Origin of the sequence: Mesorhizobium loti CJ3sym, assembly GCF_000472785.1 — a bacterium.
Taxonomy (GTDB): domain Bacteria; phylum Pseudomonadota; class Alphaproteobacteria; order Rhizobiales; family Rhizobiaceae; genus Mesorhizobium; species Mesorhizobium loti_E.
Map to the genome: position 1 here is coordinate 230,611 of NZ_AXAL01000003.1, position 21,398 is coordinate 252,008.

The window sequence follows — 21,398 nt, forward strand, 5'->3', positions numbered from 1 at the left end:
GACAGCAACTGGACGAAGCGAACATGAAGAATTTGTGGAACGACGACGCGGCCGAGAAACTCGTTGCCGACTATGCGAAGAAGGGCGTCGGCCGCGACCTAGCGCTGCGCGTCTACACGACGCGGCTGCTGGGTGGCGTGCCGCAGCTGGTTCTGCATGGCGGCGGCAACACCTCCTGCAAGATCAAGGCGACCGACCTCGTCGGTGACGAATGGGACGTACTGTGCGTCAAGGGCAGCGGCTGGGACATGGCTGTCATCGAGCCGCAGGGCCTGCCGGCGGTCAAGATGGGCGCCCTGCTCAAGGCGCGCGCGCTGGACAAGCTCGCCGACGAGGACATGGTTGCGCTGCAACGGGCGAACCTCATCGACCCCTCCTCGCCCAACCCTTCGGTCGAGACGCTGCTGCATGCCTTCCTGCCGCACAAATTCGTCGACCATACCCATTCGACCGCCATCCTGGCCATCGTCGACCAGGAAGACTCGAAGCCGCTGGTGAAAACGGTGTTCGGCAGCAAGATGGGCTACGTGCCCTACATCATGCCGGGTTTCGACCTCGCCAAGGCGGCGGCCGACGTCTTCGATGCCGACCCTGATGTGGAAGGCCTGATCCTCGACAAGCACGGCATCTTCACCTTCGGCGACGATGCCAAACAGGCCTACGACCGGATGATCCACTATGTGAATGTTGCAGAGGACTACATCGCCAAGCACGGCAAGCCGCAAGCGGCCAAGGCGGTGCTGCCGGCAAAAGTCGCAACGCCGGCTTCCATCGCGCCAATGCTGCGCGGCGCCGTCGCGGTGGCGCGCGGCGAAGGCCGCTTCGACCGCATGATCTCCGACTTCCGCACCTCCGACGCGATCGTCGATTTCATCAACTCGTCCAAGATTGCCGACTACGCCGGACGCGGTGTTTCGACGCCTGATCTGTCGATCCGCATCAAGACCGGGCCGATGGCGGTGCCGGCGCCCGATGCCGACAAGGCCGGCGACTACAAGGCTGTGATCAAGAGCCATGTCGATGCCTTCGTCGGGGATTATCGCACCTATTTCGAGACCAATGACGCGCTCGACGACGTCAAGCGCACCATGCTCGACCCGATGCCACGGCTGACACTAGTGCCGGGCCTCGGAATGTTCGGTCACGGCCGCACGCTGAAGGACGCGAAGATCGCTTCCGACGTTGGCGAGATGTGGATCGAGGCGGTGCGGGGCGCTGAGGCGGTCGGCCATTTCCATCCGCTGTCCAAGGCCGACCTCTTCCCACTCGAATACTGGTCGCTGGAACAGGCCAAGCTTGCCTCCAACAAGCCCAAGCCACTGACCGGCCAGGTGGTGCTGATCACCGGCGGCGCCGGCGCGATTGGTGCTGCAACCGCGAAGTTGTTCGCAGACAATGGCGCCCATGCCGTCGTGGTCGATCTCGATGCCGAAAAGGCCGCCGATGCCGCCAAGAAAGCCGGCAACAATTCGATCGGCGTCGGCGCCGACATCACCGATCCCGTGCAGGTACGGGCCGCCTTCGACAAAGCGGTTGCGGTGTTTGGCGGCGTCGACATCCTCGTCTCCAATGCCGGTGCAGCCTGGGAAGGCCGGATCGGCGAGCTCGACGATGCGCTCCTGCGCAAGAGTTTCGAACTCAACTTCTTCGCCCACCAGTCGGTGGCGCAGAACGCCGTTCGCATCATGTTGGAACAGGGCACCGGTGGCGTCTTGTTGTTCAACACCTCCAAGCAAGCCGTCAATCCGGGCCCGAAATTCGGCGCCTACGGCGTGCCGAAGGCGGCGACGTTGTTCCTGTCCAGGCAATACGCGCTCGACTACGGCGCCCACGGCATCCGTTCGAACGCCGTCAATGCCGACCGCATCCGCTCGGGCATTTTGACCGACGCCATGATCGCCAGCCGCTCGGGCGCGCGCGGCGTGTCGGAGAAGGAATACATGTCCGGCAATCTGCTTGGCCAGGAGGTCACGGCGCAGGATGTAGCACAGGCATTCCTGCATCACGCGCTGGCCGAACGGACGACGGCCGATGTGACGACGGTCGACGGCGGCAACATCGCGGCGGCGCTGCGGTAGGCAGAACTTTCCTTGCGATCCCCTACCGCAAGGCAGGGGATCGAGGCATGAGATACAGGAAACCTAACAAATATTGTTAGTTCTTGTGAGGTGTGATACAGGATCGGCATGAAAGCTGAACCGATGCGCACTCTCACTATCTCGCTTACCGCTAAGCAGAGTGCTCGCCTGCAAAGCGCCATCGAAGGTGGTGGCTATGCCTCCAACAGCGAGATTGTCCGCGACGCCTTGCGCCTGTGGGAGCAGCGCGAGGAATTGCGTGCCCTAGAACTCGAGCACCTGAAACACGCCTATGCCGACGGCATGGCCAGCGGCAAGCCGGTGGAAATCGACCCCGCCGAGTTTCTACGCAATCTGAAAGCAGAACGCCGCGCTCGTGGCTAGATATCGGCTCACACCTCGCGCCTCGCAGGATTTGCGGGACATCTGGCACACAATAGCAATCGACAATGAAAAGGCAGCGGACAGGCTGCTGATGCGCATTTTTGAGAAGCTGGACCTCGCGGCACAGCACCCCAAGATGGGCACGGCCCGGCCGGAATTGAGCGCGACAGCCCGCGTGCCCATCGAAGGCCGCTACATCGTCATCTACGAACCGCAACCGGACGGCGTCCTGGTCGTGGCTGTCGTCCACGGGATGCGCGATCCGGAACACCGGCTGTAAAGCGAGAGCCTGCCTCAATATGAAAAGAGCGGCTCATGGCCGCCCTTTTGCGTTTATCAGACCCGCGTCTACTTCGCGTTCGGGTTCGGCATCCAGGCCGGCATGGCGACATCGGCATGGGCGAACTGCGGCAGCTTGGCCGACAGGTCTTCCATGTTCTTGATGTCCTTGTCGATCAGCTCCTTCTGGGTGATGAGCGTCGGCGGCACGATGACGTTGTGGCCGGGGTCTTCACCAGCGAGCAACTGCGCCAGCGCTCGCACCGAGACCTGGCCGACCACGGCCGGATTGGTGGCCGCGGTCGCGGCCCAGGCACTGTCGGGCTCGCGCATCGCGGCAATGTCGGACGTCGAAATATCGGCCGAATAGATCTTGATCTTCTTGTTCAGGCTGGCCTCGTCGACGGCGATCTTCACGCCCTTGGCGAATTCGTCATAGGGGGCGAACATCACATTGATGTCGGGGTGGGCAGTCAACACCGAACGCGCCTGGTTGGCGACGGAGTTGGCGATCGGGTTGTCGAGCGTGCCGAACATCGCCACTTCCTTGATGCCCGCATACTTCTTCTTCACATCAATCCAGGTTTCGTTGCGGCGGTCGAGCGGCGCGATGCCGGCGACATAGACATAGCCGGCGTTCCAGCTTTCGCCATTGTCCTTGACGGCCTGCTCGAGTGCGAGGCGCGCCAGATCCTTGTCCGACTGCTCGATCTGGGGGATCTTCGGGTTTTCGACATTGACGTCGAAAGCCACCACCTTGATGCCGGCGTCGACCGCGCGCTGCGCGGCATCCTTCATCGATTCCGTCAGGCCGTGCTGGATGATGATGCCCTGCACGCCGAGCGCGATGGCCTGGTCGACCATGTCGGACTGAAGGGCGGCATCCTGGCGACTGTCGAGCACACGCAGGTCGATGCCGAGCGCCTTCGACTGTGCCTCGACCCCCGAGAGATAGGCCTGGAAGAAGTCACCGGTCGAGAGATAGCGCACCAGCGCGATCTTGACGCCCGGCTTGTCGAACGGCGCCGGCTTGTCGGCGGCCAATGCCGGAAACTGCATCAGCATGGTCGCGCCGGCCAGCCCAAGCGCGATCTTCCCCAAAACTCTTTTTGTGATGTTCATCTTGTTTTCCTCCACTCTTGTTGAACCCAAAATCCTACCCGGCCGAAACTACCCCCTGCCCCTGCCCGAGAGGGCAAAGGTGAAGACAAGGGCGACGACCAGAACCACGCCCTTGACGAAATCCTGCGTGTAGTAAGGCGCGTTCATCATCGTCAGGCCCTGCAGCAAGATGCCGACGAACAGCGCGCCAATTGCCGTGCCAAAGGCGTTCGGCTTGGCGGCGCCAAGCACCGCGTAGCCGATGAGCGCCGCGGCAACAGCATCGAGCAGCAGATTATTACCCGAGGCGATGTCACCGCGTCCAAGCCGGGCGGCGAGCAAAATGCCGCCGATCGAGGCAAAAACTCCTGAAATAACGTAGGCCCAGATCTTGTATGCCTTGACAGGCGCACCGGCGAGTTCGGCGGCGCGCTCATTGGAGCCAACGGCGTACATCATGCGGCCGAAGCGGGTGTATTCGAGGAAGAACCAAATCACCACGGCCAGCACCAGCAGCACCACCACCGACACCGGAATGAGGTTCGGGATGAAGAAGTCGAAGCGGTGGCGACCGAGCGCCAGGAAGGCGTCTGAGAATTTGCCGTTGGCGACCGAGCCGTCGGGCATGGTCATGCCGGTGGCGATCGATCGGCCTTCGGTCGGGATGCGCTGCAGGCCGACGAGCAGGAACATCATGCCGAGCGTCGCCAGCAGATCGGGCACGCGCATGTAGACAATCAGCCAGCCATTGATCAGGCCGACAATGGCGCCGATGAGCAGACAGGCGACGACCGCGACGACCGCGTTCTGTTCCAGCACCACCATGACATAGGAAGCCGCCATCATGGCCGATGTGGCGACCGAGCCGATCGACAGGTCAAAGCCGCCGACGACCAGCGTGGCGGTGACGCCGAGCGCCAGCACGCCGGTGATGGCGACCGACTGGAAGATGAAGACGGCACTTTGCGGCGAGACGAAACCGTCGGCGGCGATCGCGAAATAGGCGACCAGCCCGAACAACAGGACAATGAAGCCATAGCGGATGGCGTGGTCGCGCAGCGTCATTCCGCGCACCCCGGCGCCGCTGCCCACTTTACCCAACTCGAACCCATGCTCACTCCATTCCAATTCTACCCGCCGCCACGCTCAGGCCGCGCTGTGCAACGGCCCACCAGCAACCTCGGCCAGCAGGCGGTCGAGATCGACATCGGCATTGCGGTGTTCACCGACGATTGTGTGCTCCGACATGACCAGGATGCGGTCGGCCGTCTCCAGCGCCTCGTCGAGTTCGGTGACGAACAGGAGTGTCGCGCGACCATTGGCGCTTGCCCTGAGCTTGGCGGCAATGTCGCGCCTGGCCGAAATGTCGACGCCCTGAAACGGCTCGTCGAGGATGAACAGCGTGGCATCCTGCGCCATCCAGCGGGCGACCATCACCTTCTGCTGGTTGCCGCCGGACAGTGCCGACATTTCGTCCTTCTCGGAGCGGCAGACGATGCTGAGTTCCTCGATCTGCCGGCGCGCGGTGGCGCGCTCGAGGCGGCGCTTGAGCACGCTCAGATTCGACATCCGCTTGAGGAACGGCAAGCTGACATTGCGCTCGATGTTGAAGTCGCCGACGATGCCGCTGGTGGCGCGATCCTTGGCGACGAGGAACACGCCCGCCGCGATCGCATCGCCGGCCGAGCGCGGCATGTAGGGCTTGCCGTTCATCGTCATGGTGCCGGCAAGCGGCTTGCGCACACCAAACAGCGTCTCGGCAAGTGCCGTCTTGCCGACGCCGACGAGGCCGGTGATGGCAACAACCTCGCCATCGCCGAGTGTCAGGGAGATTGGCTTGGCACCCTGCGCGATGCGCAGGCCTTCCACGGTCAGGACCGCCTTGACCGAGTCCCTGGCAACGATCTGGTCAAGATGAATCTTGCGGCCGAGCATGGCATTGACGGCGCCTTCATAGTCGAGCGGCTTGGCGTCGAAGACACCCGAAATGACGCCGTCACGCATCGAGACGATGCGGTCGGCAAGCCGCCTGATGTCGGACATGCGGTGCGAGATGTAGAGGATCGCCACGCTCTGATCGCGCAGCCGGTCGATCAGCGCAAACAGCCGATCGGCCTCGGCGCTGGAGAGCGAGGAGGTCGGCTCATCGAGGATCAGCACTTTCGGCTGGTGCGCCAGCGCCCGCGCGATCGCCACCATCTGGCGATCGGCAAGCGACAGATCGCTGACGCGGGCCTTCAAATCGATCGTCAGCCCCATGCGGTCGGCAACCGCCTTGGCCTCACGGCGCACGCGGGCCGGATTGAACAGGGTCGGCGCGCCCTTACCGCTCAGCCTGTCCAAGGTCAGATTGGTGGCGACATCGAGGTCGGCTACGACCCCGTCATTGATGTTCTGGTGCACGGTGACGACGCCCGCGCGAATCGCTTCCGCCGGCTTTGCCGGGGCAAAATCCTGGCTGGCGAGCGTCATGGTGCCGCCGCCGCGTTCGTAGACGCCGCTGATGATCTTGACGAGGGTGGATTTGCCGGCGCCGTTGGCGCCCATCAGCACGGTCACTTCGCCGGCATGGAGGTCCAGCGAGACGCCCCCAAGCACCTCGTTGCGGCCAAAGGATTTCCTCAGTCCCTCTACGCGGAACACGGCATTGCCGACCATGCATTCCTCCCTGATCGAGACGCTATGGTCAATATCGGCAATTGTCAACACGATTGACAATTGCCAGATCGCTTCCTAGCTTGGCCACGCCGCCATGCCTCCGTTATGTTCGGAGTGCATATGCGAGAGGATGATGATGACTCAGAAATTGCCGTTCGAAGCACTGTCGGTGGAGACGCTTGCAACGCGCCTCTCCACGAATGAGCCGCTGTGCGCCAAGATCGGCCAGGACACGAGCACCTGGAAGGTCCGTGAGGTCGGCGATGGCAATCTCAATCTGGTGTTCATCGTCGAGGGCGCCAGCGGTGCGGCCGTGGTCAAGCAGGCCCTGCCCTATGTCCGACTGGTCGGCGACAGCTGGCCATTGCCGCTGAAGCGCTCCTTCTTCGAATATCACGCGCTGACCAGGCAAGAGGCGCGCGCACCCGGCTCCGTGCCGGCAATCTATTATTTCGATGAAGGCCAGGCGCTGATCATCATGGAGTATCTGGCGCCGCCACACATCATTTTGAGGCGCGCCCTGATCGATGGGCGCCAGTTGCCCAACATCGCCAGGGATATCGGCCTGTTCATGGCCCGCACGCTGTTTCGCGGCTCCGATCTCTCCATGCCGACCAAAGACCGCAAGGCCGACCTGGCGCTGTTCGCCGACAATGTCGACCTCTGCGGCATCACCGAGGACCTGGTGTTTTCCGATCCCTATTTCGACGCCAAGCTGAACCGGCATACCTCGCCGCAGCTCGACGTCCTCGTTGCCGAACTGCGCGCCGATCGCGACCTCAAGGTCGAGGCCCAACGTCTGAAGCACATCTTCGCCGCCAATGCCGAAACGCTGCTGCATGGCGACCTGCATTCCGGCTCGATCATGGTCACAGACACGGAGACCCGGATGATCGATCCGGAGTTCGCCTTCTACGGTCCGATGGCCTTCGACGTCGGCATGCTGCTCGCCAATTTCTGGATGTCCTTCTTCTCACAGCGTGGCCACGAGGGGAGCGGCAAGCGCGACGCCATGCGCGCCTATCTGCTCGAGGTGACGATCGAGACGTGGTCGGTGTTTCGCGCTGAGTTCTCACATCTGTGGCGCAGCGAGCGCACCGGCATGCTCTACCAAAAAAGCCTGTTCGAGGATCAGGGCGACAGCCTGGGCGCCGAACAGGCGCTCGACCATGTGCTGCACCAGATCTGGACCGATCTGCTCGGCTTTGCCGGCATCGAGGTGCACCGGCGCATCCTCGGCCTCGCTCACAATGCCGATTTCGAGACCATTGCCGACGAGGATCTGCGCGCCTCTTGCGAGGCCAAGGCGTTGAAATTCGGCCGTCACATCGCCGTCAACCGGCGCCAGATACACAGCATCGACGAGGTCAACACCCTGGCCACGCTGATCGAACAGGAGAGCAGCATTTGAACGTCGGCGAGCGCCACTATCGTACCATCTGGTTGAGCGACGACGGACGTTCGGTCGAGATCATCGACCAGCGCTGGCTGCCGCATGATTTCCGTATCGAAAGGATCGGCACCGTTTCCGGCATCGCTACCGCCATTCGCGACATGTGGGTGCGCGGCGCGCCGCTGATCGGCGTTACAGCCGCCTATGGCGTCGCCATGCAGATGGCGGATGATGCGTCCGACGCAGCGCTCGATGCCGTGTGGGAGACGCTGCACGAGACACGCCCGACGGCGATCAATCTGCGCTGGGCGCTGGATGAGATGCGCCGCTTCCTTCGCCCGCTGCCACCGGAACAGCGCGCTGCGGCCGCTTATCGGCGCGCCAGTGAGATCGCCGATGAAGATGTCGGGCTGAACCGCGCCATCGGCGAGAACGGACTGGCCATCATCAAGGCGATTGCCGCGCGCAAGCAGCCGGGCGAGCCGGTCAATATTCTTACCCATTGCAATGCCGGCTGGCTGGCGACCGTCGACTACGGCACGGCCACTTCGCCGATCTACCTGGCAGCGGAAGCCGGCATCCCGGTCCACGTCTATGTCGATGAAACACGCCCGCGCAACCAGGGCGCCCAGTTGACCGCCTGGGAGATGGCCGGCCATGGCGTGCCGCACACGCTGATCGTCGACAATGCCGGCGGCCATCTGATGCAGCGCGGTGAAATCGACATGGTGATCGTCGGCACCGACCGCACCACCGCCGATGGCGATGTCTGCAACAAGATCGGCACCTATCTCAAGGCGCTCGCCGCCGCCGACAATGACGTGCCGTTTTATGTCGCCCTGCCCTCGCCCACCATCGACTGGACGGTGCATGACGGGCTGAAGGAGATCCCGATCGAGCAACGTTCGGCCGACGAGGTTTCACTGGTGTGGGGCAAGACCGCCAATGGCGACATCGCCCAGGTGCGCATCTCGCCCGAAGCAACGCCCGCGGCCAACCCGGCCTTCGACGTGACGCCGGCGCGGCTGGTGACCGGCTTGATCACCGAACGCGGCATCGCCAAGGCCTCGCGCGAGGGCCTGAAGGCGATGTTCCCCGAGCGGGCGTAGCGTTAGCACCCGGCTGACTAGGTACAGCGCGGAATCTAGTAAAGAGGCTCGGCCATGTGCTTGGGCGTCGGCCATTTCTCGGTGATGCCAGGCTGCACCGGCCGTTCAAGATAGGTTGAGAGAACCACGTAGCTGCGCGTCGAGGTGACACCTGGCGTCTCGTAGAGACGTGCCAACAGTCCTTCGAGTGCCCTGGTGTCTTCCGTGCGAACCTTCAGCAACATGCAGGTATCGCCGGCCACGGTATGGATTTCCTCGACTTCAGGATACTGCGAAACCGCCATCAACTCCGGGGTCTTGCCCCAGCCCCTGGTGTCGATATGCACGAAAGCAAGCAGCGGCTTCTTCACCGCCTTGGGGTCGATGATAACAGCGGTGCCACGAATGGCGCCGCTGCGCCGAAGCCGTTTGACCCGTTCATGGGCGGCCGGCGGTGAAAGGCCAACCCGATCGCCCAGTTCGGCATAGCTGACCGTGGCGTCATCGACGAGAACGCCTAATATCTTTCGGTCAATTGCATCGACGTCACGGGGCGCCGGCCTGTTCAGCGGAATACCATCTGTTTCTTCATCCATAGCGATAATCCCGATTGCGACAGAATTTAATACGGCCATTATGGCCATATGTCGAATAGCGATCAAGCTACAGTCCTGACAGCCGGCGCCAGGCAGCCGATCCCAGCCCTCGCCTATCTGCTGACCGGCTGTATCGCCGTGATTGGTTCGAATTCGCTGGTCCTGGGGCCGATCGCACCGGCTGTCGCCTCGTCGTTTGGAACCAGCGTGCCGGTCGTCATGATCGCGGCGGCCGCGTTTGGGCTGGGCACCTCGGCAAGCGCCCTGTTCCTGGCCCGCTACATCGACCGGCTCGGCGCACGCCGGATGCTGCAGGGGGCATTGCTGCTGCTTGCCCTGGCGCTTGTTGCAAGTGCGGTGGCGCCCACGGTCATCACGCTGGTCGCCGCACAACTTCTGGCCGGCATTGCTGCCGGCGTCGCCATGCCTGCGATCTATGCCAGCGCGGCCGCTATCGCGCCGCCCGGCCGCGAAAGCGGGACGATCGGCGTCGTGCTGACCGGATGGACGCTCAGCATGGTGGCTGGCGTTTCACTCTCGGCCGTGCTTGCCGATCTGGTGCATTGGCGCGCTGTCTTTGCAGCGGTCGCGGTGCTGGCGGCCCTGGCGTGGGCCGGGCTGACAATGACCTCGCTCAGCGACATCAGGAAGGCCGGGCCGGCACCCGCCCCGCTGGAAGCGCTAGGCATTCCTGGCATTCTACCGCTTCTGGTCGCCTGCGCCGCCTTCATGACCGCCTTCTACGGTGTCTATGGCTATCTCGGCGACCATCTTCATGTCGGGCTGGGTGAGCCGGTCAGCGCCAATGGGCTTGCCGCGCTCGCCTATGGCATCGGCTTCGGCATGGCAGCATTTCTAGACGGCGCCATCGATCGGCTTGGTGCGCGACGCGTCATGCCATTCGCCTATCTGCTTGTGGCTGCCGTCTACGTCGCCATTGCCGCGACCAGCAACAGTTTCGGCCTGACGCTCGCCATGGTGGCGATCTGGGGACTTACCAACCATTTCGGACTGAACGTCCTGGTCACCTGCCTGTCGGCGCTCGATCCCTTACGGCGGGGCACGATCATGGGCCTGAACAGCGCGGTGACCTATCTGGCAGTCTTCATCGGCACCACCGGCTTCGGCCCGATCTATTCGACCTTCGGTTTTGCCATCTGCGCGATGGTTGCGGCGCTACTCATGCTGGTGGCCGCGTCGGCAGCGGCATGGCGCACGCGATAGAGCGCTTCTCTCACCCGATTGCTCCAGTCGACCGAACGTGATTGACCACCAACCTGTCGCACGGTTGACAGTGGCACCTCTGCCCTTCCATACAAAGCCCGTTAATGTTCTCAGGGCGGGGTGAAAGTCCCCACCGGCGGTAAGGGTCTCGACCCAAGCCCGCGAGCGCTTTCCGACACAATCGGAAAGGTCAGCAGATCCGGTGTGATTCCGGAGCCGACGGTATAGTCCGGATGAAAGAGAACGAAACGGCAAACGGACCGCCCTGGCGGGCCGGTTTCCGTATCGTGCGTCCTGATTCTGGTTCGAAACGGAAGGATGGACCCATGAATCAGCATTCCCACAAAGACTATGAAACTGTTCGCATCGCCGTCATCAGAGCGCGCTGGCATGCGGATATTGTCGACCAGTGCGTAAGCGCTTTCGAGGCGGAACTGGCTGCCATCGGCGGCGACCGCTTCGCCGTCGATGTCTTCGATGTGCCCGGCGCCTATGAAATCCCATTGCACGCCAAGACCTTGGCTGAGACCGGCCGCTATGCCGCGATCCTCGGCACGGCGTTCGTCGTCAATGGCGGCATCTACCGGCATGAGTTCGTCGCCAGTGCCGTCATCGACGGCATGATGAATGTGCAGCTGTCGACCGGCGTGCCGGTGCTTTCGGCGGTGCTGACGCCGTTGAATTATCACGACAGCGCCGAGCACCACCGCTTCTTCTTCGAGCACTTCACCGTCAAGGGCAAGGAAGCGGCCAAGGCCTGCGTGGAAATTCTCGCAGCACGGGAAAAGATCGCGGCATGAAATCTTCCCGGCCGGGTGGAAATCGCGATAACACCCGGTAGTATTTGCGAAAGGTTGGGAGGACGCAGGTGCAGACCAAGAAGATCATTAATGATGGCAACCGCGCCGTCGACGAGATGCTCGAAGGGATCCTCGCCGCGCATCCTCGGCACCTCAGGAGCGCGGACGGCAGCCCGCGCTCGATCATCGCCCGTGACGGGCCGCGGCCCGGCAAGGTCGGGCTGGTCATCGGCGGTGGTTCGGGCCATGAGCCGACCTTTCTCGGCTTTGTCGGCAAGGGGCTGGCGGACGCGGCGGCCATCGGCAATGTCTTTGCCTCGCCGCCGCCCGATCCGATCCTCGAATGCGCCAAGGCGGTGAGCCGCGGCGCCGGCGTCCTGTTCATGTATGGCAACTATGCCGGCGACGTGATGAATTTCGACATGGCGGCCGAGATGGCCGCGATGGACGACATAGAGGTGCGCACCGTGCTGACCACCGACGACGTCGCCTCGGCACCGCGCGACCAGCGGCAGAAGCGCCGTGGCGTCGCCGGCAATTTCTTCATCTTCAAGGCGGCCGGTGCAGCCTGCGACCTCATGCTCTCCCTGGATGAGGTCGAGCGCATCGCGCGCAAGGCCAATGACCACACCTTCACCATGGGCGTGGCGCTGTCGCCCTGCTCGCTGCCGCAGACAAGGCGGCCGAATTTCGAGATCGGCGCCGACGAGATGGAGATCGGCATGGGCATCCATGGCGAACCCGGCATCGCGCGCGGCAAGCTCGGGACCGCCGACGTGATCACCGACGAGATGCTGGACAAGATTTTCGCCGAGATGGCGCCGAAGCGCGGCGACAAGGTCGCGGTGCTGGTCAATTCGCTCGGCTCGACGCCGCTGATGGAGCTCTACATCATGAACCGGCGGGTCAGGCAGCGGCTCGACGCACTCGGCGTTTCCGTTCACGCGACCTGGGTCGGCAATTACTGCACGTCGCTCGAAATGGCCGGCGCTTCGGTGACCCTTTTTCATCTCGACGAGAAATTGCAGACCATGCTCGACCACCCCTGCGACTGTGCCATGTTCCGTGCCGGCTGACGAAAGAGCATTCTTGTGACCATCAATGCTGCCGACCTGAAAAGAATGTTCGATACGATCGCGGTGGCGATCGAAGCCGACAGGGACCGGCTCTGCCAACTCGACGGCGTCATTGGCGATGCCGACCATGGCATCGCGATGGAACTCGGCTTCAATGCCGTGCGCGATGCGCTGGCGCCGCTCGACCTTGCGACAATCGAGCCGACGGCGCTGCTCAACATGGCGGCGAAATCGTTCCTCAATGCCGTCGGCGCTTCGTCAGGCCCGCTCTATGCGACGGCCTTCATGCGCGCGGCTTCCGCCGTCAAGGGCAAGGCGACGCTGGCGGACGCGGACTTCATCGCTTTGTTCCAGGCCATGGCACAAGGCATCAAGGATCGCGGCAAGGCGGAACCTGGCGAAAAGACGATGGTCGATGCCTGGCAGCCGGCGGCTGAAGCGGCCGCCGCAGCCAATCTGGCTGGCAAGACCTTGGCCGAGAGTCTTGCGGCGGCCCTTGCCGCCGCCGAGCGCGGTGCGGAAGCGACCAAGGACATGATCGCTGCCAAGGGCCGCTCCTCGCGACTGGGCGAGCGGTCGCTTGGCCATATGGATCCAGGTGCCGCGTCGGCCGTCACCGTCATCGCAGCGATGACAAAGAGCCTGGATTAAACCTTCGCCGCGTCGAGTCTGTCGATCGCCTGGACATTGCCGGCAGACGGCCCCTTCTCATCGAACTCGGAGGCGAGCCAGGTATCGACGATCGCCTTGGCCAGTTCCGGGCCGATGACACGGGCGCCCATGGTGATGATCTGCGCGTTGTTGGATTTCGCCGCCCGCTCGGCCGAATAGGTGTCGTGGGTGAGTGCGGCACGAATGCCCGGCACCTTGTTGGCCGAGATCGAGACGCCGATGCCGGTGCCACAAAACAGGATGCCGCGCTCGTTCTCGCCGTCGATGATGGTCTGGGCGAGTTTTTGCGAAAGGTCGGCATAGTAACCGGCCTGGCTGAGATCGCTGACGGTGAGGCCCGGCTTGGTGGCAAGGTGTGCGGCGATGACATCGAGCAGCGGCTTGCCGGCACTGTCGGCCCCAATGGCAATTTTCATGTTCTTTTCCTTTTCGTGTTTGGACGATTCAGATCGCCGCTGAAGCGCGGCCGAGAATGTCGATGTAGCCATCCGCCTGCCAGGCGGAGCGGCCGATGAAGAGGCCGTCAATATTGGGCTGGCCGATCAGCTCGGCGGCGTTGCCGGGATTGACGCTGCCGCCATAGAGCACCGGCGGCACGGACGGCAGCAGGCCGCCGGCCACCCGCTTGATCAGTGCCTGCTGTTTGTCTGCATAGTCGGAGCTGGCGGGAATGCCCTTGTCGCCGATCGCCCAGACCGGCTCGTAGGCGAACAGGATTTTTGCGCTCTTCGCTTCACCTTCGAGGAGTTGCAGCGCGCCCTCGACTTGGGCGCTCAGCACGGCATCGGCCTGCCCGCTTTCGCGCTCGGCCTGCGTCTCGCCAACGCAGATGAGCGGTATCAATCCGTGCTTCACCGCAGCCGCCGTCTTCAGGCCGACGGTGTCGTCGGTCTCGCCGAAATGCTCGCGACGTTCGCTGTGGCCCAGCTCGACCAGATCGAGCCCGCAATCGCTCAGCATCAGCGGTGAGATTTCGCCGGTCCAGGCGCCGGCATCGGCCCAATGCATGTTCTGGGCACCGACCTTGATGCGCGTCGCCGACAGCGCCTGCTTGACCTCGCGCACCGCCGTGAAAGGCGGGATGACGAACGGCTGGATGCGGTTATCGAAGCCGGGAATGAAGCCGGCCAGGCGCTCCGCGAACGCCAGCGCCTCGGCGAGCGTCTTGTTCATCTTCCAGCTTGTACCAACCCAATACACCACGCGTACTCCTTACTCAGTGCCGAACTCAGTTTGCGACCAGGGCCACCGGGACACCGGCGGCATCCAGCGCCTCGTACAATCCCGGATCGAGCTCACGGCCGGTGAAGACCGTGTCGAACGCCTTGAGATCGGTGAGAAAATGCAACGCCGTGCGGCCGAACTTGCCGTGATCGACCAGCAGATATTTGCGGGTTGCCGCCGCCATCATCAGCCGCTTGGCCTGCACCACCTCCTGGTCCTGATGGAAGGCGGACGCGCCATGGATGGCGGATGAGGACAGGAAAGCGACGTCGGCGCGCAGCGATTTGAGCATGTCCTCGGCGAGCAGGCCGAAGAAACCATGAAACTTCTTGCTGTATTGGCCACCGAGCGCGATCAGGTTGATGCCACCGGCACCGGCCAGCTCCTGGATGACGGCAAGATTGTTGGAGATCACCGTCAGCGGCCGCAGATCAGCGAGATGGCGCGCGATGCCGCCCGCCGTCGAGCCGTCGTCGATGATCACCGTCTGTCCGGGCTCGATCATGGCCACGGCAGCTGCCGCGAGGCGCTGCTTTTCCTCGGTCGCCTGCTTCTGCCGGTAGCGGAAATCGCTTTCGAACAGACTGCTAGGCTGGATCGAGGCGCCGCCGCGCACCTTGCGCAGGAAACCACTTTCCTCGAGTTCGTCGAGGTCGCGGTGCACGGTCATTTTCGAGATACCAAAGCGCAAAGCGAGATCGTCGACGCTGGCCTGACCGGCGTCCATCAGAAAGTCCATGATGCCTTGCCGTCTGATGTCGCTCTTCATTGCCGCCGACCGCCAACGCCGCAGCGTGGTTCCTTGATCAAGCGCAGATATAACAGCTATCGTCGCAAAAGTATCAGAAATTTTGTGATAATGGGACAATTCTTTGGGATATTCCGCTTGCTCTCATCGCGTTGCTGTAACAAGAATTGCGGCCGGGACGGTCTGTCACGGTTGCGGTTGCGCCGAAATCCGGCCAGAAGCATCGGTGGGCTGGACGATGCGCGGACAGTCCGCAACCACAGGTTTGAAACCAGATACGGGAGACTATTCGTTGGCTCGCATCACATTGAGACAATTGCTCGATCACGCTGCTGAATACGGCTATGGCGTGCCGGCCTTCAACATGAACAACATGGAACAGGGCCTCGCCATCATGGAGGCGGCGGAAGAGACCAAATCGCCTGTCATCCTGCAGGCAAGCCGCGGCGCGCGCGCCTATGCCAATGACGTGGTGCTGGCCAAGCTGATCGATGCGCTGGTTGAAATCCACCCCGACATCCCGGTCTGCATGCATCTCGACCATGGCAACAACGAAGCCACCTGCGTCACCGCGATCCAGTACGGCTTCACCTCGGTGATGATGGACGGCTCGCTCAAGGAAGACGGCAAGTCACCGGCCGACTACGCCTACAATTCGGGCATCACCAAGCGCGTCGTCGACATGGCGCATTGGGGTGGCGTCTCGGTCGAAGGCGAAATCGGCGTGCTGGGATCGCTGGAGAGCGGTGGCGGCGAGCAGGAGGACGGCCACGGCGTCGAAGGCGCGATCAGCCACGACCAGTTGTTGACCGATCCGGAACAGGCGGTGCAGTTCGTCAAGGACACGCATGTCGACGCGCTGGCAGTCGCCATGGGCACCAGTCACGGCGCCTACAAATTCTCGCGCAAGCCGGACGGCGCGGTGCTGGCCATGAATGTCATCGAAGAGATCCATCGCCGCCTGCCGAACATGCACCTGGTCATGCATGGTTCGTCCTCGGTGCCTGAGGATCTGCAGCAGATCATCAACAAATATGGCGGCCAGATGAAGCCGACCTGGGGCGTGCCGGTGGAAGAAATCCAGCGCGGTATCAAGCATGGCGTGCGCAAGATCAACATAGACACCGACAACCGCATGGCCCTGACCGGTGCGATCCGCAAGGTGCTGACGGAAAACCCGAGCGAGTTCGATCCGCGCAAATATTTGACGCCTGCGATGGCAGCCATGCGAAAGCTCTGCAAGGAGCGCTTCGAGCAGTTCGGCACCGCCGGCAACGCGCCGAAGATCAAGCCGCTGCCGGTCTCGGAGATGGCCAAGCGCTACAAGTCGGGCAGCCTCGATCCGAAATTCGGCTGAGTTTCTGGCGACTTCAGATCTGCAGAGTTCAACGGGCAGGAGCCGCATCGGCCCCTGCCCGATCTCTATTCGGCCTTTGGCAAAAGGCCGGACCGGCCGGCGTCGATGAAGGGCGCCCAGTAGTCGACGGACTCGCGGATCATGTCGACGACCTGATGGTCGACCGGCTCGCGCTCGCGGAACGACAGTTCGAGGCAGATCTCGTTGTCGGTGCCGCCGCCGCGCCGCACCGTCTCCAGCAGTTTTTCGGGCGTGATGCGGCCATCCCTGTTGTAGGTCGCGGTGAACGGCCAATGGCCGCCCTTGTTCATCGACGACTGCTTGATGTGAATGATCGGCGATTTCCTGGGAAAGGCTTCGGCCCAGGCATAGGGATCGATGTCGGCCGGATTGCTTGATGTGACGTCGCCATGGTCGATGTCGACCATCATCTCCAGCGGAATGGCCATGCCGGCCGCGTCGATCGCATCCTGCAGCACCCGGCAACTCTCGATGGTATGGCCGAACTCGCGACCGACCGACATCGGTTCCCAGAACAGGTAGGTCAGACCGGCCGCACGGGCGTGTTCGGCAACCTCGCACCAGCAGTCCAGCGCGATGTCGAACAGCGGTGCACGGCGCTCGGGGTCGTCAAAATCGCGGTGGGTGAAAATGGCGAATTGCGTGCCCATGCCGCTAGCGCCAAGCTCGGCCGAAATGTCGGCGAAGATCTTGAACCAGTCGACATAGTAGCTGCGCACATCGGCGTCGGGATGGCCGAAATGATTGAGCCGGCCGTAAGGGCCGGTCATGCCCGAGGTGACACGCACACCGGTGCGGGCGAGTGCGCCACGGAACAGGCGGATGAATTTGACGATCGTCGCCGCCGGCCAGCCCGGATTGACGAATTCATGCGTGAGCTGCACGTTCCGGATGCCGATTTCGTAAGCGATCGTGTCGATCAGGTCATCCGGATCGGCAAAGCGGTTGACCAGCGGATTGGTGTTGAGGGAGAGCGTGAACGCCACGATCGCGATCTCCTCAGCGCTGGCGCGGGGTGATGACGGCCGTCATTGCAGCGTCGCCCCCTCGCGGTTGAGTTGCTGGCGGTATTTTTCAGCGTCCCAGTTCAGCAGCTCGGCATTCTCCTTCGGGCTGAGATAGTTGACGCGCGCCGCGCCATCGACGCGCGCGGCAACATCGGCCAGGCAGCGCGCCATCGCTTCGGCGCCGGCATTGGCGTCCCGGCGCATCAGCACGCCCTTGCCGGGAAAGAGAATGGACGTCGGTGCGGTGCCGGCGCGGGCGACGATCGCCGCCGCGTTCTCGGCGGGGCCGGCGATCACCGAACCAACACCAAGGAAGATGACATGATCCGGATAAAGGCTGCCGGAGGCCGCAATGCGGCAACTGGCGAGATCGGTCGCCGCAGCATGCGCAGCGGCCGAGGCCGGCAGCCGGTAGTCGCTGCCGGTGGCGAGCCTCAGCAGCGCGTCGAGATCGGGCAGCGGGGCCTGCCGCGGCCGCCGCGCGAGCAGTCCGGTCACCCGTTGCAGCAGCAAGGCTGCTTCGGCAACGGTATCGGCGGCGACAACCAGCCCGTGATTGCCGAGCACCAGCACGTTGGTCGCAGGCTTCAGCCGCTCGGCGATCGCCTGCGCCAGCGGCAGGCCAGGCCGGCGATAAGGCACGAAAGCCCAGTCGAGGCCGCGCAGGCGCTCCCCCAGCAGAGCTTCGGCGTTGGCCTGCACGGCAATCGAGATCGTCTCGACACAATGGACGTGGACGACGATCTTTTGCGGCAGCAGTGCGTGCACCGTCGTCTCGATGGAGGGCCGCAGCTGGCGAGGGTTGAGGTCCGCCAGCGTGAACTGCCCGGCCGTCTCCGCCGCCGGGCTCCGCTGAGCCACGGCATCGAGCAACGGCGCCAGCGCGACCGGCACCATGATCTCATCGTCGCGCGCGTTCTTCAGCCAGGTGCCGGAGGCTTTGATCCAAAGCACGCCGGCCTGCTTGATGGAAGTGTTGCCGCCTGCCCCCTGCACCAGCAGCGGGTCGGCGCCGACGCTGGCCGACAAGGAGCGCAGCATGCAGAATTCGCTGGAGTGGTTGTCGCCTTTATGGACCATCAGCCCGCCCTCGCCAGCCGGTTCGCGCACCAATGCTCGAAGGTCGCCCTCTCCTCGGCGGACAGATGCAGGCCGTGCTTTGTGCGCCGTTCGAGAATATCGGCTGATGTCACCGCCCATTCCCGGTCGAAGAGATAATTGGCCTCGCGCTCGAAGAAATCCTTGCCGAAGCAGCGCCCCAACCCGGAGAGCGATCCGGCGGTGCCGACCAGAAGACGTGTCCTGGTGCCGTAGAGCCGGCCATAATGCTTGAGCAGCGACGCCGGCATCCACGGATATTCGCGTCCGAGGTCGCCGAGAAACTGTTCGAAATCGGCATTGACGATGTCGCCGCCGGGCAGATGCGCCTTGGCTGTCCAGGGCTTGCCCATGCGGGGGAAAAACGGAGCGATCCTGTCCAGCGCATGCTCGGCCAATTTGCGGAAGGTGGTGATCTTGCCGCCGAAGACGGACAGCAGCGGCGCCTGCGCGTCAGGTGCGTCGAGCTCAAAAATGTAGTCGCGAGTCACCGCGCTGGGGTTGTCGGCATTGTCGTCATAGAGCGGCCGGACGCCGGAGAACGAATAGACGACATCGCTGCGCGCAAGGCCGCGCTTGAAATAGCGATTGACCACCTTGATCAGATAATCGATCTCGCTCTCATCCGCGGCCACGTCCTCAGGCCGGCCCTCATAGGGAATGTCGGTGGTGCCGATCAGAGCGAGATCGTTCTGATAGGGGTTGATGAAGATCACGCGCTTGTCGCTGTTCTGGATGAGATAGGCCTGCCGTCCCTCCCAGAATTTGGGCACGACGATGTGGCTGCCCTTGACCAGGCGCACGTTGCGTCTGGAGTTCTGGCCGGCGACGCGGTTGACGATGTCGTTGACCCACGGGCCGGCGGCATTGATCAGCGCGCGCGCCCGAACCACCGTCCTGATGCCCGTCCTGCCATCCTGCATCTCGACAACCCACACGCCGTTCTCGCGGCGGGCAGCGGTGCAAGCGGTGCGGGTGTAAACCTGCGCGCCCCGCTCGGCAGCGTCGAGCGCGTTGATGACGACGAGGCGGGCGTCATCCACCCAGCAGTCGGAATATTCGAAGCCGCGCTTGAATGCGTCCTTGATCGGCGCGCCCTCTGGCGCGGTGCGGAGGTTGAGCGTGCGGGTCGCCGGCAGCCGCTTGCGGCCGCCGAGATGGTCGTAGAGGAACAGGCCGAGCCGCACCAGCCATGCCGGCCGGTCGTCTGGGCTGTGCGGCAGCACGAAGCGCATCGGCCAGATGATGTGCGGCGCCGATTCCAGCAGCACCTCGCGCTCGATCAGCGCCTCGCGCACCAGGCGAAATTCGTAATATTCGAGATAGCGCAGGCCGCCATGAACGAGCTTGCCCGAGCGTGAGCTTGTGCCTTCGGCGAGATCGTCCTTCTCGCACAGGATGACCGAAAGGCCGCGACCCGCGGCATCGCGCGCGATGCCGGCGCCATTGATGCCGCCGCCGATGACGAAGAGGTCGACGATTTCAGGACCGCCGTTCATGTCGCCGTGGCCTCGATGCCGATGTGATGCGTCATGGCAGCTGCCTCAGCACGGATTGACCGGAGGCAGACCGGCGATGTAGCGGCGCACCTCCTCGGCGGCCTGTTCGGCGGCATAGGTGACGGTGCGCACCGAGGCGCCGGCGATGTGCGGCGTCAGCGTCACGTTGGGAAGCTGGAGCAACGGCCAGTCGGCAGGCACCGGCTCGACGGCAAACGTCTCCAGCATGGCGCTGGCTATCTCGCCTGATACAAGCGCCTCGTAGAGGGCGTCATAGTCGACCAGCGGCCCGCGCGCGGTGTTGACGAAGATCACGCCAGGCTTCATCCGCGCGATGGTGTCCTTGCCGATCAGGCCGCGCGTCTCTTCGGTCACCCGCGAATGCAGCGTGACGACATCGGAGCGGGACAGGAGATCGTCCAGCGCGACGAGCTCGACGCCGGCATTTCGGTCTTCGGCGCTCAGCTGCACATAGGGATCGCTGACCAGGACATGGCAACCGAAGGCGCGCAGCAGGCGCACCACCTTCGTGCCGATATTGCCATAGCCGACGACGCCGACCGTCATTTCGCTGAGTTCGCGGCCGGTGCGGTCGGCGCGGTAGAGATCGCCGCGCCATTCCCCCTTGCGCAAGGCCTCGTGGCCGACCCGGATCAGCCGCGTCTCCGCCAGGATGGCGCCGAGGGTGAACTCGGCCACGGCGGTGGCGTTGCGGCCAGGCACATTGACCACGGTGATGCCGTGCGCCCTGGCAGCAGCCATGTCGATGTTGATCGGGCCGCCGCGCGAAACCGCGACCAGCTTGAGATCAGGCAGGCGCCGCATCATGCCCTCCGACAGGGGAGCCAGTTGGGTGACGAGTATCTCGGCATCGCCGATGAAGTCGACCACCTCGTCGGGGTGGCCGAAATACTCCTTGACCTTGTCGAGGCCGAGCGCCGTATTGCCGAACTCCATCGGTTCGTCGGGCCAGGCCGTCTGCAACGTCCTGATGTCGAGTTCGCCACTCGCAACCTTCTCGATTTTGGCGCGAAACACTTCCGGGAGCATGAAGTTGTCGCCAATGATCGCTATTCTTTTACGCATACTCGACTT

The 21,398-nt window shown here is 63.4% G+C and carries 21 protein-coding genes and 1 riboswitch; of the genes, 10 read left to right on the forward strand and 11 right to left on the reverse strand.

What is annotated here, in order from left to right; all coding sequences use genetic code 11:
* Nucleotides 1–23: 23 nt before the first annotated feature.
* The 3 genes from A3A9_RS0108070 (at nt 24) to A3A9_RS0108080 (ending at nt 2,742) form a co-directional block, all read left to right on the forward strand.
* Entirely contained in the window at nt 24–2,078 is a 2,055-nt protein-coding gene (locus A3A9_RS0108070) for a bifunctional aldolase/short-chain dehydrogenase (RefSeq protein WP_027058327.1), read from the forward strand.
* Between the two features lie 123 nt (nt 2,079–2,201).
* Nucleotides 2,202–2,462 (forward strand): ribbon-helix-helix domain-containing protein, encoded by a 261-nt coding sequence (locus A3A9_RS0108075; RefSeq protein WP_430515878.1) that lies wholly within the window; start codon nt 2,202–2,204, stop codon nt 2,460–2,462.
* Nucleotides 2,455–2,742 carry a type II toxin-antitoxin system RelE/ParE family toxin gene (locus A3A9_RS0108080; RefSeq protein ID WP_027058329.1) on the forward strand — a complete coding sequence of 96 codons (288 nt, stop codon included), beginning with the start codon at nt 2,455–2,457 and terminating at the stop codon, nt 2,740–2,742. Before A3A9_RS0108075 ends, A3A9_RS0108080 begins: the two co-directional genes overlap by 8 nt.
* 68 nt (nt 2,743–2,810) lie before the next feature.
* On the opposite strand, the gene A3A9_RS0108085 is transcribed toward A3A9_RS0108080, so the two are convergent.
* From A3A9_RS0108085 to A3A9_RS0108095, 3 genes are all read right to left on the reverse strand, one after another.
* Entirely contained in the window at nt 2,811–3,863 is a 1,053-nt protein-coding gene (locus A3A9_RS0108085) for a substrate-binding domain-containing protein (protein WP_027058330.1), read from the reverse strand.
* Nucleotides 3,864–3,911: 48 nt separating this feature from the next.
* Entirely contained in the window at nt 3,912–4,907 is a 996-nt protein-coding gene (locus A3A9_RS0108090) for an ABC transporter permease (RefSeq protein WP_027058331.1), read from the reverse strand.
* A gap of 81 nt (nt 4,908–4,988) precedes the next feature.
* Nucleotides 4,989–6,500 carry a sugar ABC transporter ATP-binding protein gene (locus A3A9_RS0108095; protein ID WP_027058332.1) on the reverse strand — a complete coding sequence of 504 codons (1,512 nt, stop codon included), beginning with the start codon at nt 6,498–6,500 and terminating at the stop codon, nt 4,989–4,991.
* Nucleotides 6,501–6,636: 136 nt separating this feature from the next.
* On the opposite strand from A3A9_RS0108095, the gene mtnK reads away from it, so the two are divergent.
* Together mtnK and mtnA are read left to right on the forward strand one after the other, a co-directional pair.
* A complete protein-coding gene (gene mtnK / locus A3A9_RS0108100) occupies nt 6,637–7,911 on the forward strand; it encodes an S-methyl-5-thioribose kinase (protein ID WP_027058333.1) in 1,275 nt (424 codons plus the stop codon).
* Complete coding sequence (gene mtnA / locus A3A9_RS0108105; RefSeq protein ID WP_027058334.1) at nt 7,908–9,002, forward strand: S-methyl-5-thioribose-1-phosphate isomerase; 1,095 nt, start codon at nt 7,908–7,910, stop codon at nt 9,000–9,002. Before mtnK ends, mtnA begins: the two co-directional genes overlap by 4 nt.
* Nucleotides 9,003–9,037: 35 nt before the next feature.
* Here mtnA and A3A9_RS0108110 read toward each other — a convergent pair whose 3' ends face one another.
* Nucleotides 9,038–9,577, reverse strand: coding sequence for an Lrp/AsnC family transcriptional regulator (locus A3A9_RS0108110; protein ID WP_027058335.1), 540 nt, complete (start codon nt 9,575–9,577; stop codon nt 9,038–9,040).
* 48 nt (nt 9,578–9,625) lie between these two features.
* On the opposite strand from A3A9_RS0108110, the gene A3A9_RS0108115 reads away from it, so the two are divergent.
* The 4 genes from A3A9_RS0108115 to dhaL all read left to right on the forward strand — a co-directional run bounded on the left by A3A9_RS0108115 (nt 9,626) and on the right by dhaL (nt 13,328).
* Nucleotides 9,626–10,801: an MFS transporter gene (locus tag A3A9_RS0108115; protein WP_027058336.1), complete on the forward strand. Its 1,176-nt coding sequence runs from the start codon at nt 9,626–9,628 to the stop codon at nt 10,799–10,801.
* A 102-nt stretch (nt 10,802–10,903) separates the two neighbouring features.
* Nucleotides 10,904–11,050, forward strand: a riboswitch (FMN riboswitch).
* 77 nt (nt 11,051–11,127) lie between these two features.
* Nucleotides 11,128–11,601, forward strand: a complete 474-nt coding sequence (locus A3A9_RS0108120; RefSeq protein WP_027058337.1) for a 6,7-dimethyl-8-ribityllumazine synthase — start codon at nt 11,128–11,130, stop codon at nt 11,599–11,601.
* A 68-nt stretch (nt 11,602–11,669) separates the two neighbouring features.
* Nucleotides 11,670–12,677 (forward strand): dihydroxyacetone kinase subunit DhaK, encoded by a 1,008-nt coding sequence (locus tag A3A9_RS0108125; RefSeq protein ID WP_027058338.1) that lies wholly within the window; start codon nt 11,670–11,672, stop codon nt 12,675–12,677.
* 15 nt (nt 12,678–12,692) lie between these two features.
* Nucleotides 12,693–13,328, forward strand: coding sequence for a dihydroxyacetone kinase subunit DhaL (gene dhaL / locus A3A9_RS0108130; RefSeq protein ID WP_027058339.1), 636 nt, complete (start codon nt 12,693–12,695; stop codon nt 13,326–13,328).
* Here the strand turns inward: dhaL and A3A9_RS0108135 are convergent.
* From A3A9_RS0108135 to A3A9_RS0108145, 3 genes are read right to left on the reverse strand one after another with little or no spacing between them, the layout of a single operon-like run.
* Entirely contained in the window at nt 13,325–13,765 is a 441-nt protein-coding gene (locus A3A9_RS0108135; protein WP_027034077.1) for an RpiB/LacA/LacB family sugar-phosphate isomerase, read from the reverse strand. The genes dhaL and A3A9_RS0108135 overlap by 4 nt on opposite strands.
* A gap of 28 nt (nt 13,766–13,793) precedes the next feature.
* Nucleotides 13,794–14,552, reverse strand: coding sequence for a triose-phosphate isomerase (locus A3A9_RS0108140; protein WP_027058340.1), 759 nt, complete (start codon nt 14,550–14,552; stop codon nt 13,794–13,796).
* Nucleotides 14,553–14,577: 25 nt separating this feature from the next.
* Entirely contained in the window at nt 14,578–15,342 is a 765-nt protein-coding gene (locus tag A3A9_RS0108145; protein ID WP_027058341.1) for a DeoR/GlpR family DNA-binding transcription regulator, read from the reverse strand.
* A gap of 271 nt (nt 15,343–15,613) precedes the next feature.
* Here A3A9_RS0108145 and fba point away from each other — a divergent pair, with 271 nt between their 5' ends.
* Nucleotides 15,614–16,678 (forward strand): class II fructose-bisphosphate aldolase, encoded by a 1,065-nt coding sequence (fba, locus tag A3A9_RS0108150; protein ID WP_027058342.1) that lies wholly within the window; start codon nt 15,614–15,616, stop codon nt 16,676–16,678.
* Nucleotides 16,679–16,743: 65 nt separating this feature from the next.
* Here the strand turns inward: fba and A3A9_RS0108155 are convergent, their stop codons facing one another.
* The 4 genes from A3A9_RS0108155 to A3A9_RS0108170 are packed head-to-tail and all read right to left on the reverse strand — an operon-like array spanning nt 16,744 to nt 21,389.
* Complete coding sequence (locus A3A9_RS0108155; protein ID WP_027058343.1) at nt 16,744–17,685, reverse strand: sugar phosphate isomerase/epimerase family protein; 942 nt, start codon at nt 17,683–17,685, stop codon at nt 16,744–16,746.
* A 42-nt stretch (nt 17,686–17,727) separates the two neighbouring features.
* Nucleotides 17,728–18,786 carry a class II aldolase gene (locus tag A3A9_RS0108160; RefSeq protein ID WP_033838431.1) on the reverse strand — a complete coding sequence of 353 codons (1,059 nt, stop codon included), beginning with the start codon at nt 18,784–18,786 and terminating at the stop codon, nt 17,728–17,730.
* Nucleotides 18,786–20,303 (reverse strand): glycerol-3-phosphate dehydrogenase, encoded by a 1,518-nt coding sequence (locus tag A3A9_RS0108165; protein ID WP_027058345.1) that lies wholly within the window; start codon nt 20,301–20,303, stop codon nt 18,786–18,788. Before A3A9_RS0108165 ends, A3A9_RS0108160 begins: the two co-directional genes overlap by 1 nt.
* 45 nt (nt 20,304–20,348) lie before the next feature.
* A complete protein-coding gene (locus A3A9_RS0108170) occupies nt 20,349–21,389 on the reverse strand; it encodes a 2-hydroxyacid dehydrogenase (RefSeq protein WP_027058346.1) in 1,041 nt (346 codons plus the stop codon).
* Between the last annotated feature and the right edge of the window lie 9 nt (nt 21,390–21,398).

Coding starts and splice junctions, on each gene's coding strand:
- A3A9_RS0108115 (WP_027058336.1), top strand. CDS start 9,626: ATGTCGAATAGCGATCAAGCTACAGTCCTGACAGCCGGCGCCAGGCAG.
- A3A9_RS0108090 (WP_027058331.1), bottom strand. CDS start 4,907: ATGACGCTGCGCGACCACGCCATCCGCTATGGCTTCATTGTCCTGTTG.
- A3A9_RS0108085 (WP_027058330.1), bottom strand. CDS start 3,863: ATGAACATCACAAAAAGAGTTTTGGGGAAGATCGCGCTTGGGCTGGCC.
- A3A9_RS0108160 (WP_033838431.1), bottom strand. CDS start 18,786: ATGGTCCATAAAGGCGACAACCACTCCAGCGAATTCTGCATGCTGCGC.
- A3A9_RS0108165 (WP_027058345.1), bottom strand. CDS start 20,303: ATGAACGGCGGTCCTGAAATCGTCGACCTCTTCGTCATCGGCGGCGGC.
- A3A9_RS0108075 (WP_430515878.1), top strand. CDS start 2,202: ATGCGCACTCTCACTATCTCGCTTACCGCTAAGCAGAGTGCTCGCCTG.
- A3A9_RS0108145 (WP_027058341.1), bottom strand. CDS start 15,342: ATGAAGAGCGACATCAGACGGCAAGGCATCATGGACTTTCTGATGGAC.
- mtnK (WP_027058333.1), top strand. CDS start 6,637: ATGACTCAGAAATTGCCGTTCGAAGCACTGTCGGTGGAGACGCTTGCA.
- A3A9_RS0108170 (WP_027058346.1), bottom strand. CDS start 21,389: ATGCGTAAAAGAATAGCGATCATTGGCGACAACTTCATGCTCCCGGAA.
- A3A9_RS0108135 (WP_027034077.1), bottom strand. CDS start 13,765: ATGAAAATTGCCATTGGGGCCGACAGTGCCGGCAAGCCGCTGCTCGAT.
- A3A9_RS0108120 (WP_027058337.1), top strand. CDS start 11,128: ATGAATCAGCATTCCCACAAAGACTATGAAACTGTTCGCATCGCCGTC.
- A3A9_RS0108095 (WP_027058332.1), bottom strand. CDS start 6,500: ATGGTCGGCAATGCCGTGTTCCGCGTAGAGGGACTGAGGAAATCCTTT.
- A3A9_RS0108070 (WP_027058327.1), top strand. CDS start 24: ATGAAGAATTTGTGGAACGACGACGCGGCCGAGAAACTCGTTGCCGAC.
- A3A9_RS0108110 (WP_027058335.1), bottom strand. CDS start 9,577: ATGGATGAAGAAACAGATGGTATTCCGCTGAACAGGCCGGCGCCCCGT.